The organism is Thalassotalea sp. LPB0316, from assembly GCF_014898095.1.
Lineage (GTDB): Bacteria > Pseudomonadota > Gammaproteobacteria > Enterobacterales > Alteromonadaceae > Thalassotalea_G.
In genome coordinates, this window is the sequence record NZ_CP062946.1 from 2,521,570 (window position 1) to 2,535,734 (window position 14,165).

General features: G+C 41.2%; 13 protein-coding genes and 1 riboswitch. Of the genes, 4 read left to right on the plus strand and 9 right to left on the minus strand.

Annotation, left to right across the window (positions count from 1 at the left end; all coding sequences use genetic code 11):
• Positions 1-17: 17 nt before the first annotated feature.
• The 6 genes from pnuC to LP316_RS11270 all read right to left on the minus strand — a co-directional run bounded on the left by pnuC (position 18) and on the right by LP316_RS11270 (position 7,390).
• A complete protein-coding gene (gene pnuC / locus LP316_RS11245) occupies positions 18-653 on the minus strand; it encodes a nicotinamide riboside transporter PnuC (RefSeq protein WP_226960733.1) in 636 nt (211 codons plus the stop codon).
• Between the two features lie 2 nt (positions 654-655).
• Entirely contained in the window at positions 656-937 is a 282-nt protein-coding gene (locus tag LP316_RS11250) for a hypothetical protein (protein ID WP_193021260.1), read from the minus strand.
• A gap of 11 nt (positions 938-948) precedes the next feature.
• Positions 949-3,048 carry a TonB-dependent receptor gene (locus LP316_RS11255; RefSeq protein WP_193021261.1) on the minus strand — a complete coding sequence of 700 codons (2,100 nt, stop codon included), beginning with the start codon at positions 3,046-3,048 and terminating at the stop codon, positions 949-951.
• 60 nt (positions 3,049-3,108) lie between these two features.
• Positions 3,109-3,247, minus strand: a riboswitch (TPP riboswitch).
• Positions 3,248-3,370: 123 nt separating this feature from the next.
• Positions 3,371-3,721, minus strand: coding sequence for a purine nucleoside phosphoramidase (hinT, locus tag LP316_RS11260; RefSeq protein WP_193021262.1), 351 nt, complete (start codon positions 3,719-3,721; stop codon positions 3,371-3,373).
• 38 nt (positions 3,722-3,759) lie between these two features.
• Positions 3,760-4,935, minus strand: coding sequence for a cystathionine beta-lyase (locus LP316_RS11265; RefSeq protein WP_193021263.1), 1,176 nt, complete (start codon positions 4,933-4,935; stop codon positions 3,760-3,762).
• 76 nt (positions 4,936-5,011) lie between these two features.
• The gene (locus LP316_RS11270) at positions 5,012-7,390 is read right to left on the minus strand and encodes a DNA polymerase II (RefSeq protein ID WP_193021264.1); all 2,379 of its coding nucleotides are present in this window, start codon (positions 7,388-7,390) and stop codon (positions 5,012-5,014) included.
• A gap of 71 nt (positions 7,391-7,461) precedes the next feature.
• On the opposite strand from LP316_RS11270, the gene dinG reads away from it, so the two are divergent.
• Positions 7,462-9,540 carry an ATP-dependent DNA helicase DinG gene (dinG, locus tag LP316_RS11275; RefSeq protein ID WP_193021265.1) on the plus strand — a complete coding sequence of 693 codons (2,079 nt, stop codon included), beginning with the start codon at positions 7,462-7,464 and terminating at the stop codon, positions 9,538-9,540.
• A gap of 82 nt (positions 9,541-9,622) precedes the next feature.
• On the opposite strand, the gene LP316_RS11280 is transcribed toward dinG, so the two are convergent.
• Together LP316_RS11280 and LP316_RS11285 are read right to left on the minus strand one after the other, a co-directional pair.
• Positions 9,623-10,465: an IS3 family transposase gene (locus LP316_RS11280; protein WP_226960843.1), complete on the minus strand. Its 843-nt coding sequence runs from the start codon at positions 10,463-10,465 to the stop codon at positions 9,623-9,625.
• A complete protein-coding gene (locus tag LP316_RS11285) occupies positions 10,462-10,797 on the minus strand; it encodes a transposase (protein ID WP_193020511.1) in 336 nt (111 codons plus the stop codon). Before LP316_RS11285 ends, LP316_RS11280 begins: the two co-directional genes overlap by 4 nt.
• 287 nt (positions 10,798-11,084) lie before the next feature.
• Between LP316_RS11285 and LP316_RS11290 the strand changes: the two genes are divergently transcribed.
• The gene (locus LP316_RS11290; protein ID WP_193021266.1) at positions 11,085-11,435 is read left to right on the plus strand and encodes a hypothetical protein; all 351 of its coding nucleotides are present in this window, start codon (positions 11,085-11,087) and stop codon (positions 11,433-11,435) included.
• Between the two features lie 138 nt (positions 11,436-11,573).
• Here the strand turns inward: LP316_RS11290 and queE are convergent, their stop codons facing one another.
• A complete protein-coding gene (gene queE / locus LP316_RS11295) occupies positions 11,574-12,296 on the minus strand; it encodes a 7-carboxy-7-deazaguanine synthase QueE (RefSeq protein ID WP_193021267.1) in 723 nt (240 codons plus the stop codon).
• A gap of 62 nt (positions 12,297-12,358) precedes the next feature.
• Here queE and queC point away from each other — a divergent pair, with 62 nt between their 5' ends.
• Both queC and LP316_RS11305 read left to right on the plus strand, forming a co-directional pair.
• On the plus strand, positions 12,359-13,015 hold the full coding sequence (queC, locus tag LP316_RS11300) for a 7-cyano-7-deazaguanine synthase QueC (RefSeq protein ID WP_193021268.1): 657 nt from the start codon (positions 12,359-12,361) through the stop codon (positions 13,013-13,015).
• Positions 13,016-13,206: 191 nt separating this feature from the next.
• The gene (locus LP316_RS11305; RefSeq protein ID WP_193021269.1) at positions 13,207-14,094 is read left to right on the plus strand and encodes a prenyltransferase; all 888 of its coding nucleotides are present in this window, start codon (positions 13,207-13,209) and stop codon (positions 14,092-14,094) included.
• The last annotated feature ends 71 nt before the right edge of the window (positions 14,095-14,165 follow it).

Sequence of the window (14,165 nt, forward strand, 5' to 3'; positions counted from 1 at the left end):
ATAGTTCAATGCCTTGGTTATACAGCAGTTCGCGTTGAACTAAGTGCTAGGTTTGCTTGGCTTTTATACATTTTAAACCATTGGAAAAAACCATAACCAGCAAATACCGTATAGAAAACAAACAGCAATGCAGTGGGCTGCAAATCTTTCTCTATGTAGATAAAGATAGAGACTAGGTCTATGACGACCCAATACAGCCAGTTTTCTAACACGCGCTTGACCACTAAATAGGTACCAAAGACGGCAAAAACGGTCGTTGCCGCATCAATATATGGGAAGTCTGTTGGGGTATAGCTCGCCATTAACCAACCAAGTGCGAGGCTAACTAACGCCAGTAATGCAACCGCTTTTAAGTGAAAACAACCGGTATATGACACAATTGGTAGATCATTAGTTTGCTGTTGTTTCGCCCTATTCCAGTTTAGCCAGCCGATAATAGCCATAGCAAAGTAATAGACCTGCAATAAGCTATCCATCCACAAATACACGTCATAGAATATCGCGGTGTAGACTAATGTCGACACCAACGCCATAGGCCAACACCAGATACTGCCCTTAGCTGCGAAGATAACATACAGTAAAGCGGTAACTACTCCGATTGCCTCGAGCACGGGCAGATTTAAGTAATAATTGAATGATGCTACAACGTCCATAATTAAGTGTTTGTGTTCATCTGGTGATTAATAAGATGAGAGCGGTCACTGGCAATCATTTTCAAAATAAAGACTGCGCTGCCAGTGTGTTCGTGTACGCGTTTAATTTCAGCCATCACACTGGATGTCGTTAGTTGATACTCGCCAAAAACCTGGGTGCTCATACCATTGGTGATAACTTTAAGCCCGTCGATTTGACTTAGGCGTTCAATGAACGCCCAAATCTCATCTTTATATTCGGCTTCAGCCAACGGATACAAGCTGATCTCAAAAGATACTTGCATCTATATCGCTCCTAAAATTGATAGTCGAATGTCGCGCCAAAGACCATTGGCTCGCCATATTGATAATATGCTTTAGGAGTATAACCATCACGAGGATCATTACCAAAATAAAAGCCGCGAGTTTGATAATCTTTGTCGGCTAAGTTTCGTGCCCAAACTTTTACTAACCAATCGTCTGCTTGATAAGTAAACGATGCATTGAGAAGAACAACAGCATCTGATTTTTGCTCGTGAGAATCAGAAAAATAGAACGCGTCTTTACCTTCAACCGATGCAGAAAACGACAGTGCTTGATTGATCAGGTAATCAAAACCGAGGTGAAATTGATAATTTGGCGCATGCGCTTGCTCGCGTCCTGATAAATCTTCGCCATTAGCATTGATAAAACCGCTGAAATCAGTTTCAAGCAGGCCTAGCATGCCAAATACTTGTAAATCTGAACTTAGCTGCCATTGACCTTCAAGTTCTAAACCATAGTTGGTGCCCTGTGCCGCATTGCCCAAATAATCAATAAATTCTGAACTGCCGTCTTCACGGACAATCGTTTGCGAGCTTTTTACTTGAACATCTTTGCGATCCATGAAAAACAGCGTTGCGGCAACGTAAGCATCACCGTTTAACAAACTCGACTTATAACCTACTTCATAATTCCATAAATACTCAGGGTCGAATGTGCGCAATTCATCTGGCAGTGTACCATCAGTGTTTGCCCCACCCGCTTTATAGCCACGATGAACGCCGGCATAAACCATCTGGTCGCTATCGATATGATGTGCTAACACAACTTTGCCACCTAACGCGCTATCAGATAAATCTTCGTAAAAACCGTCAGAGTTTTCATAAGTTGCATCGCGTGTTTCATAACGCAGACCTGTTGTTAACACAGTGTTCTTCGAAAGTTGCGTGTCAAATTGGCCAAAAACGGCAATTGAATCGGCGTTAAACGATGAATAAAAATCACTGTCGAGATAGGTGTATTGACGGGTTAAGTCTTCGTCTTCGTTTTTAAAATAAATCCCGCCAATCCACTGAGTTGTGCCATTGAAGATTTCGCTACCTTCAGTTGAACTAAAACGAAACTCAGCTGTATTCGTTGCTTTATCGCGATAGTAATAGTCGACTGACGCATAATCACCATATGGGCAATCGTTTATTTGACATAATGTAGGGTTCGACCAATCTTCATCGTAACCGTAGGCTAAATCAGAATTGGCTACGGCTAACAAGGTTTCAAATAGCACATGGTCAAAACCGCTATAGTTAAACTTAGCTGACACTGCACTGGTTTTTTGCTCATCTGATCCTGGGTTGTCAGATAATGTCTGACGGGTATTATCAAGTGAAAACGCATCATAGCCGTTATCAAAATCAAAATGCATTGCGCTTAAATCAATCGATAAATTATCTGATGCTTCAATAGCTAATTTACCACGAACACTCAATTCATCGCGATTATTGGTATCTTGAACATTGAGGTAATCATTTTCAATAAAGCCATCACTGTTGTATTGTTCAACGGCAAAACGATAATTAACGCGCTCTGATGCAGGGCCAGAAAGCGCAACACCGGCGCTATAGCTACCGTAATTACCAGCGCTTAGTTTGACGTTACCTTCAAAATCTTCGGTTGGCGCTTTGGTGACGATATTGATCATACCAGCAAGAGCATTAGCACCAAACCGTGTGCCTTGCGGGCCGCGAAATACTTCGGTTTGTTCAACATCAAACAACGAAGATACTGAGCCAATACCGTTAAATTCTACGCCATCGATAATTACTCCGACAGATGGATTAATGGCTTCACTAAATTGGCTGCGTTCACCAATACCGCGAATTTGATAATAACGCGCACGTTGCGAGCCACTTGAAAAATTTACATTAGGCGTTAATGCAATGATCTCTTCAAGGTTTTGGGCACCGCGCTCTAAAATTTGTTGTTCGCCAACAATAGAAACCGCACTAGCACTGCGCTTTAACTGTGTTTGACGAAAATCGCCTTGCACAATTATGGTTTCAATGTCTGCGTCGATAGCATCATCTGCATAGGCTTGCGGCAGGATAAGGGTTGCCGCTAAGGCAACAAATAATGGAGATTTTTTAAAATGTGTCATGTTGATCTCATTTCTCAATGGGACCAGCAATAAGGACGGTAATAAAGTTATTTTTATAATGTGATAACGCTTAACCATTCCTACGCTGGTATAATCCAGTTCAGGTTCTAAGGGTTCCGAAAACGGTCTCAGCGCTATATCAACTTGCTCAACTCTTGTTAAATTGAGTGATTGAGATATTGCACCCCTTGGCTTCGGTGCGCATATTAACAAGAAATTTAAATATTTAAAGCGTTTTTTGTTCTAAGTAATTAAAAAACAAAAAAAGGCTTACGCATTACGTAAACCTTTGATTCATTTTACTTAGCAAAGTTAATCAGAGTTAAATCGCTAACATTGGCCCTAGTGGCTGACCACCGAGTAAATGCATGTGAATATGATAAACCTCTTGGCCACCGTGTTTGTTGCAATTCATTATTAAACGATAACCATTTTCACTAATGCCTGCGTCTTTTGCTAACTTCGCAGCGACGGTAAACAGGCGACCTAGCGCGAGTTCATCATCTTGGGTTACATCGTTTACCGTTGGGATCAATTTATTAGGAATGATCAAAATATGGGTGTTCGCACGCGGTGAAATATCGCGAAATGCCGTCACTAATTCATCTTGGTATAGCAATTCCGTTGGTATTTCACGTCGGATAATTTTTGAAAAAATGGTTTCTTCTGCCATGGTCAATCCTGCTAACTATTTGTTAAACCAATCATAGGTTAATTCAATGCTTGATGAAAGCGATTAAACGCGCGTTCTAGATCGTCAATCAAATCCTCAACGTCTTCTAAACCAATATGAAGGCGAACAAGGGGCGCTTGATAAGGCCATGTCGTCGCACTGCGCAATGCTTGAACATTGTTAACGCCAATGACTAAACTTTCAAATCCGCCCCAAGAATAGCCCATTTTAAAATGCTCCATACCCTCTAAAAAGGCATTGAGTGCTTGTTGATTACCCTGTTTAAAAACAAAAGAGAACAAACCGTTAGCACCGAGAAAATCGCGTTTAAACACCTCATGCCCAGGACACGATGGCAAGGCTGGATGTAACACGACTTCAACGTCATCTCGTTGATCGATATAGTGTGCGACTTTAAGCGCATTTTCCTGATGCTGCTTTAATCTAACACCCAGTGTTCTGATACCGCGCATTGCCAAATACAAATCATCAGGTGAGGTACATTGCCCCATTAAATAGCTGTTTTCTCTCAGCTGTGGCCAGTGCTCTTGTGTCGCCGTTGCCGTACCAAGCATGACATCTGAGTGACCAACGACATATTTGGTCGCCGCTTGGATCGAAATATCGACACCGTGCTCAAAAGGTTGGAAATTTATTGGTGATGCCCAAGTATTATCGAGCATTACAATACAGTTGTGCTGATGCGCAATCTGAGCAAGCGTTGGTACATCTTGTACTTCCATCGTTAATGAACCCGGTGACTCAAGAAATAATACTTTAGTATTTTCTTGAATCAGTTGTTCAATGCCTTCACCAATTAACGGATCGTAATAGGTTGTGGTAATACCAAGTTTAGCCAACACTTTGTCGCAAAAATCGCGCGTGGGTTCGTACGCCGTATCCACCATCAGAATGTGATCGCCGGTTTCGACAAAAGATAATATTGCGTTAGTGATTGCGGCAGTACCTGATGGGTATAATGCGCACCCTGCTCCACCTTCGAGTTCGGTCATGGCATCGCTAAAGGCAAATGAGGTCGAGGTGCCACGACGGCCGTAAAACAATACTTGGTTACCGCGGTTTGCCGTCGCGTGCTTCATCTCTTTTATCGAGTCAAAAACAACGGTAGATGCGCGCTCTACTGGCGGATTAACAACATTACCCGTCCATTTTTTACTGCGACCGGCATTGACTATTTGGGTTTGCTTTTTCACGGTGACGACCTTTACATCAATTTAGCTATCTAGCCATCTAAAATAATCAAGCCAAGGCATAACTGCAAGCCAAAATTTAAAATAATGACATTTGATGATCGGTTATCTCATCAAAACTGGTATTCACAAAAGGTAAAATCGCATCTGCCACTGCTTTTAATTGGCGCTCGACATACAATTGATAATCAATTGGTGCAGTTAAATACTCTACTGCCTGTGGCCCTTGAGTTGTCAGGTAATACGCGATTTGGCCACGGCGCTGATACTTTAGCGGTTTCCCTAAGGCTTTGTTTTTTTCATCTGCTGCCCTCGCCGCTTTAATATGCGGTGGGACATTTTTGACGTATTTATCGAGTTTACGGCGTATTCTTTTTCGATAAATCAGCTTTTTATCAAACTCTCCCTGTAACGTGCGTTGAGTCATTTCAAAGACGTATTCTTTGACGGGTAAATCATTGAATACTCGATGATACAGCCCCTGCTGGAATTCTTTAGCTAGATCTGTCCAATCCGTTCTGACAGTTTCAAGCCCTTTATAAACGATGCGCTGAGTGATCTCGTTGTTATCGTCAACGGTTTCCACTAACCCAGCGTAGCGCTTTTTGGTACCAACCTCCTGCCCGCGTATTGTCGGCATAAAAAACTTTGAAAAGTGGGTTTCAAATTCCAGTTCAAGATAAGAGCTTATGCTAAATTTTTCAGATAAATAATCTTGTAATTTATTATTGGTAAATGTTGCTAACTCATCACCAATTTTCATTGCTGCCGCTTTGTCGTGGGTATCACCGATAAAAACAAAGATAGAATCGGTATCACCATAAATAACGCGATGGCCAAGCGCTTCGACCCATTGTTTGGTGAGTTTTAGTAATTCATGACCACGCTTGGTGATAGAGCCGGATAAACGCGGATCGAAAAATCGACAACCTGTGGAACCCAGTACGCCGTAAAACGAATTCATAATGATTTTTATCGCTTGCGATAACACGGCATTATTATCGCGCTTTGCAATATCTCGCTCTAACCATAACTGCTCGATAATTTGTGGTAAAAAGTGTTTCTCGCGGGAAAATTTAGCTCCGTCAAAGCCATCAATTGCTTGCTCTGGCAGTTTTAAACCTTCAACCATCCCCATCGGATCAATACAAAAAGTGCGGATAATACTCGGATACAGGCTTTTAAAATCTAGCACCAGCACGTTTTTATACAGGCCTGGAATTGAATCCATAACATAACCACCTGGCGAAACCAGCCCCTGTAAACCATCACCTAAGTTAGGTGCGACATAACCTGCGCGATGCAATTTAGGTAAGTACAAATTGGTAAAAGCAGCGACTGAGCCACCAGCGCGGTCAATTTCTAATCCGGTTAATTGGGCGCGCAGTTTGGCAAAATCAAGCAAGTTAGTTTTTTGAAAAATTTGCCAAACTAACCGACAATCTTCGAGGTTATACTGGGCCAAAGCAGGTTTGTTATGGTGAAATTTTTCGGTAATTTCAACGACTCGATTATCGACATCATCGATTATCTTACCTGTACCAAGTAACTCATGAGATACGTGTTCTAGTGAGAAACTGGCAAAATTATAGGTTGCAGTTTTTAATAAATCGATACCATCTAATACCACCCGACCTTCGATATCTATGTACTGCTGCTCACTTGATTGATGTTTGCGCCAGTACGGTACACTGCCATCTCGGCCAATCGCGAACTTTATGTTGTAGTGTTGGCAGCGTTTATCGAGCAAACTTAAATCAAAGTTAACCACATTCCAGCCGATTAATATGTCAGGATCAATTTGGTTAAGCCAAGCGATAAAATGCTCGAGTAAGCTTTTTTCGTCATCAACCCAATCGAGGTAATCAAGCGTGGTTGCTTGTGGTTGACCGATCATAAAAACCTTTTCAACCCCATCAGCATACGCGCCGATTGAGTACAACTCGCCTTTCATCGAACATTCCAGATCAATCGAAAGCATAGATAACTCAATTGGCGTATTTGATGGGCGACATTTTGCGCCACTGACAACGCTGATGTTGCTGTTAACCTTTAGCTGACCGGTAAATTCTATGCCAGCGGTGATAAAGCGCTCGTTCAAATAACGCTCTTCTGGCCGAAAGTCATCCTCATAACAGGTAATGCCGTGTTCTTTTAACAGCCTGCGCGCTTGGTAGAAGTCTTGGAGCTTTTCAAAATATAAACCAGCAACGCGTTTATTTTTAAAGGTGCTTAATGATAACGGCCGAATGGTTACCTTGGTGATCTGGTTTTCTGCTAATAGCGATTGAGTTGACTCACAAGCACTTTGTTCAATAAAAAATAACGCCTGTTGCGGCTCAACCACCACTTTTAATGGCCCATTCGGTGTTTTCACCCAATAGCTCGTTTCAAGGCCGTGTTTGGTATCTCGGCTGTGGCGTGTTAATAAAAAGCCAATCTCTTGAATTTGATTCATTAATCTAGATTAAACTGGTATTATATACAGCAGTTTACTCGATACCACCTCGATAGGGAATAGCGCTACGCATGTTAAGCGATAAAATAAAAACCATTATCCGCCAGTCATACAAAGCGATTGGTGAAAGCTTGCCAAACTTTACCCCGAGGAAGCAACAAACGTTATTGATCGCTGAAATTGCCAAAACCCTAGCAGGCGAGTATTCAAAAGATCGTAAAATCATCACCATTGAAGCAGGTACCGGCACAGGTAAGTCGCTTGCTTATTCTTTAGGCACTATCCCACTGGCGTTATCTCGCCAAAAGAAAGTGTGTATTTCTACCGCTACCGTTGCGCTACAAGAGCAGCTCGTAGACAAAGATCTGCCATTTTTAGCAAAACACAGTAAATTAGATTTTAAGTTTACCTTAGTTAAAGGCCGACAACGCTATGTTTGTCGCCAAAAACTTGCCCTAGCTTGCCAAGAGGATGAACAAGCACAAGTGGGTTTTACATTCGCAGAAAAGCCCAAAGAAGATGATTTAGTACAGTTAAAAGCGATGTTTAAAGCGTTAAACGATGGTAGCTGGCACGGCGATATCGATTCATGGACAACACCTATTCCCCATTATATTTGGCAACAAGTTCAATCAGATAAACACAGCTGTTTAAAACATTTAGATGAACATAAAAACTGCCCTTTTCATCAGGCGCGAGAAGCCATGTTGCTAGCAGATGTTCTCGTGATCAACCACAGTTTATTGCTTGCCGATTTAGAATTAGGTGGCGGTAAAATACTACCCGAGCCAGAGGATTGTTTTTACGTTATTGATGAAGCGCATCACCTGCCAAAAGTAACGCGTGACCATGCAAGCGCAAGTATAACGGTTAAAGGCTCAATGGACTGGCTCAATAAAATCAACACCTGCGGCGATAATATTGCCAAGTTAGTCGATAAGCGTAGTGCGATTGAACCATCGATTAAACTTGCCGATCACGTAACTGATATTCTGGCAGACATGACCAAAGTTAATGACTTTTTGCAAAATAATAGTGCGGTATATTTCGCTAAAGAATCAAGTTATCGCTTTGAACATGGTGTTATTCCAAAAACCTTAAAACACTGGGCCGAAGATTTAACTAACTCAAGCCAAAAAGCGTTAAGCTCATTAAACAAGCTATACAATGCCTTGATGGAGTCGGTAAAAGAAGGCGATGTTAAAGCCTACTTAGCCGAAGCGCTGTTAGCTGAATCTGGCTTTTTTATTCAGCGCTTGGAGAATTTTAATCACTTGTGGCTTATGTTTGAGAAAACCGACAATGAGAAAGCTGCGCCACTCGCAAGATGGCTTGAGCAAACCACAGGTAAAAAAGCGGATATCGTGATTAGTGCCTCTCCGATTGAAGTCGGTTTTACCCTCGAAGATAATTTGTGGAGCAAATGCGAAGGTGCCCTATTGTGCTCAGCCACGATTAGAGCACTAAATAGTTTTGATCACTTTAAACGCCAAGCGGGGTTGTCATCAAACGATGGCAGTCAATACTTGCACGTTGATTCGCCATTTGACTACCAAAACAACGCAGTATTGTCCGTACCAACGATGCGCAATGAACCAAGTAGCGATAAGTTCACCGATGAAATAGCTGAAAAGTTGCCATCGTTATTGAAAGACGCCAAAGCTAGCCTTGTTTTGTTTTCTTCGTATTGGCAGATGGAGCAAGTTGCAAAAACACTGCGTACTAAGCACAAAATGTCGATTAGTGTGCAAGGTGAGCACTCGCGACAATTTATTATCGATTTACATAAAAACCGAATTAACAAAGGCTTAATCAGTATTATTTTCGGCACGCAGAGCTTCTCGGAAGGTTTAGATTTACCTGGCGAGTTACTCACTAACCTCATTATTACGAAATTGCCGTTTGCCGTACCTACTTCGCCAGTTGAGGAAGCCCACGCTGAATTTATTAGTGCTAAAGGTGGTAATCCGTTTATGGCACTTAGCGTGCCTGAAACATCGAAAAAGCTCATTCAGTCGTGCGGTCGACTACTGAGAAACGAAAAAGACAGCGGCAAAATCACCCTGCTCGACAGACGCGTTGTAACTAAACGCTACGGTAAAGACTTACTTGATGCTTTACCGCCGTTTAAACGTCAAATTGATTACTAATTACTTGTTACTAGTTATAAGCGATAAGGCGTTAAGGCTGGATGATAATTTCCTTGGTGTGACCCCATAATAATGGACACATTTAACTTGCTCGTAAGTATCGAGCTAATGGTACTTCTCCATGAGTGCCATGCACTCTAAATCGGTTATAAATATTTTCAATATAACCCGTAACCCTTTGACTCATGTATTTCAATGGCTGTACCCCTTGTGGGTGTAGCCATTGTTGTTTCATGAGTGAGAAAAAGCTTTCAACACAAGCATTATCCCAACAGTTTCCCTTACGAGACATACTAATTATAGCACCTTGAGCATTTAGCCACCGAACGATCAAGTCACTTTTATATTGAGAGCCTTGGTCTGAATGACAAAGAACACCATTTAAGTTACTGAGCTTACTAAAACGCTTTGCATTCAAATACGCCTTTTTAACTAAATCCGAAGTTGCTGCGCGCCCTTGACTGTAACCAAGCACAGCTCGAGAATATAAATCGATAATGACGCAAACATACAGCCAACCTTCACGACAATAAACTTGCGTAATATCCGTCGCCCAAACTTGATTTACTGATTTAGGTAAAAACTCTCGGTTTAATAAATTGGGCCGTGTGTTAATACGGCTAACCTTAGGGTAGCGCTTTTGTTTTCGAGACATAACAGCACGATAGTGCTGTGCCTGTAATAGGCGTTGAACCCTATTAGGGCTTGCTTGATAGCCTTCAGCAAGTAATTGCTCATGAATCTGCCGGTAGCCAAATGCCCCTTCAGATATTTGAATTATCTTGTCTATTGCACGTAATAACTCAGCGTTGCTTGCATCTCTTTTCGATGTGCCACGCTTAAAGTACGCATAAAAACCAGAGCTTGATACATCTAGCAGTTTACACAAGTGAAGAGTATCTCCAGGCGTTCGAATTTGCTCTATGAACTCGAATTTTTCTGCCGTTTTTCCTTGAAGAACTCTTCCGCCTTTTTTAGGATTTCAATATCTTCATTCGCACGTTCAAGTTGTTTCTTTAAACGTTCATTTTCTTTTTCAAGTTGTTTGTAGCTTTTATCAGGACCTTTCAATTTTTTTAACTCCACTGGAACTATTGGATCTGATGAAAGGTATTTTTTACGCCACCGCTGTATCATGTGAACATTTATGCCAACTCGCTTGGCAAACTCTGGGAGAGTTTCAATGCTTTCAACAGATTGTCTTACAACATCCATCTTATAGCATTCACTGTATTGTTTTCGAGATTTGTATCGCATAGACACCTCTAAATATTAAATTTAAAAAGGTGTCCACTAAAACGGGGTCACTCTACCTTAACGCATTACAGCGTTCTAGCGTTAAGACCCTATAGCTTTCTACTCTATCCCTAAGTATTTATGCACTTGTACCGATAAGCGCCATTTAAGTTTATAAAAGTCGTGATTTCACTAATAGAAAAAATTTTTCTATGCCTAGTAAGTACTTATAAAATTAGTTATAAAGTAATAAGAACTTTAACACGGTAGAGAAAAGATACTACCATTAACTATTTTGGTTTAATTCTATGAATAAAAAGGTTGGCCTTTGGCTAGGCGCGCTACACCTTGTTTTCGTGCTTTTTATAGGGTATCAGATTGCAACGAGTCACACCGGTGAAGCCGTTATGGGTTGGCTTATATTTATGGTTGTTGACTTCCCTGTTGGTTATGGAATGATTCCTTTAGCATATCTTATCGACTCTGCTAACACTCTTAGTAGTTATGATGCCAATGGTATTTATCAGATTTATCTAGATGTAGAAAATTTCTGGTTTCCGTTTATATATACAGGTGTGGTAGGTACTTTGTGGTGGTACTATGTACCAGTGTTGCTCGCAAAATCATATAGTTGGGTGAAAAATCGCGTAGGCACTTAACAACTAGCCCACCGAAATGTTTCTAAAAAATAGAGCTCTTAAGTTTTAGCTTCTTCTTGCTGTAAGGGGATTTACACCCGTTACAGCTTTCAAGCGCTAAAGCCTTAAATCCTTCTAGCATTATGGCCCTATAGCTCTCTACTCTATCCCTAAGTATTTATGCACTTGTACCGATAAGCGCCAATTGTTTTTAATACAGGTATCGATGGCTAGCTTGGTGGCGCGATCTTTTTGGCTGATCGGTTGCAGATAAACGGGTGTGTTCTCAACTTTGTGCGTTGCTAACAACGCTTTAAGATCTTCTACGTGTTGCTCGGTTGCTACAGGGTGTTTAATTTCATTCGCTCGTTGCATGGCACTTGATAAAATTTCATAGCCGCCGCGCATATTTACTTTGGGCGAAACAGTAACCCAGCAGTTATCTGACACTAAAATTTCAAATGTACCTGAGGTTTCTACTTGGCATGAGTAACCGTTAGCTTCTAACGTTTGACATAGCGGCTTTAAATCCACCATACAAGGCTCGCCGCCTGTAATAACCACGTGTTTGGCGTGAAAGCCCTGCGCATTAAATACTTCAATGATATCGGCGGTTGTTAAATTAGCCCAGCGATCATCTTCATGTGGCTTAGCCAGCATGTCTTTACTTGGGATCAGCAGTGTATCGTCAATTTCCCACGTATGTTTTGTGTCACACCAACTACAACCAACGGGGCAACCTTGTAAGCGAATAAATATCGATGGTTGGCCAGTAAAACTCCCCTCACCTTGGATGGTTTCAAATAATTCATTAATTTTATAGCTGTGTTTAGACACTTTACCTTTTGCCTTCTGGTAGAGTTGCAGTAAAATTAGCAACATATGTTTATTTGTTGGCGAGTATTTCGACTCGATTCGCCAATTATACCCTAAGAGATTATTAAATGACTGAAAAAGTTGTCGTTATTTATTCAGGCGGAATGGACTCTTTTACCGTCTTAAACCGCGCAATCAAAGATGGTAAAGAAGTTTACGCGTTGACTTTCGATTATGGTCAAAAGCACGTCAAAGAGATTGATTATGCTCGCGCTGTTTGTGAAGAACTAAAGATTGAGCACAAGATTATTGATATTAGTGCGATAAACCAATTACTTGCTGGCTCTTCATTGACCGATGACATTGACATCCCCGAAGGTCATTACGAAGAAGAAAGCATGAAATCAACGGTTGTACCAAACCGCAATATGATTTTATTATCGCTTGCCGTTGGCTATGCAGTGTCGAAAGGTGCAAGCCAAGTATATTACGGCGCTCATTCAGGTGATCATGCGATATACCCTGATTGTCGCCCAGAATTTGTCCAAAAGATGAGCGAAGTGTGTCAGATTGCTAACTACGAACCGGTGACGATTTACTGCCCTTATTTAGACAACAGCAAAATCGATATTCTTACCGACGGTTTAAAGATGGGCTTAGATTACGGTAAAACATGGACTTGTTACAACGGTCGTGAAAAAGCCTGTGGTAAATGTGGCGCATGCCAAGAGCGCCTAGAAGCATTTGCAGAAAATAACGTCACAGATCCTTTGTGCTACGAATAGCCAAGCACGATAACCAAACAAAATAGCCAAACATGTACAGCATGGTAGAACACCGATTTTTCTACCATGTATTTGTACCTGCCAACTATCCTACTTTCCTTACGATTAATTACATCTAATCGATTGCTTTTTAACAGTTTTGTTTTCTATTATGACTAGACAACCAGAAAGCGTTAAAGGAACTTTTGGATATGATTTCTCAAATTTTGCCGTCTGCTAGACCACCGTTTTTGATTTTGGCGGTAGTCTGTGTCCTGCTCGGTACAAGCATTGCTAATTTTCAGGGGGCTGAATTAAATAGCTTACATTTTGCATTAGCCATAATTGGCGCCATTTGTGCTGCGATGAGCGTTAATTTACTCAATGAATACAGTGATTTTAAATCTGGCTTAGATGCAAACACTAAAAAGACGCCATTTAGTGGTGGTAGCGGTTGGCTGATAGCAAACCCTGAACTGAGCAGTAAAGTTTTTAAAGCCGGATTATTTGCAATATTAGTGACTTCCCTTATTGGAATTTACTTTGCCTACCAATACGGTCAAGTGATTGTTATTGGTGGATTAATCGGGCTTGCGATCATTGCTTCGTACACCAACATACTGAATAAATCAGCAATGTTATGTTTAATTGCGCCAGGCGTCGGCTTTGGCATTTTAATGACATTAGGCAGTGAGGTGGTGCAATCAGGTATGGTATCAAAGTTAGGTTTGTGGCTATCACTGATCCCATTTTTTCAGATCAATAACCTACTGCTGTTAAATCAATATCCAGATATTGAAGCCGATAAACAAGTGGGCAGAAATCACTTTCCGATTCGCTATGGTATTAATGTCAGTAACATTATTTACGGATTACAATTGCTAGCGAGTGCTGTTGTACTGGTTTACTTAATTGCCGCACAGATGCTTCCACCACTTGCTGCCATTGCTTTTCTTCCAATGATGATGGCAAGCGTAACTTTTTATGGCATGGTGAAATATCAAAGTGACGTTGAAAACAAGCTGCAATTTTTTGGTTTAAATGCCGCAAGTGCTAATTTAACGCCGCTTACGCTCGCCATTGTGTTATTTGTCAGCTAATTTAGAAACCAAATCAACGTCTAAACACAAAAAAAAAGCTAGCCAATTGGCTAGCTTTTCTAATTAAACTT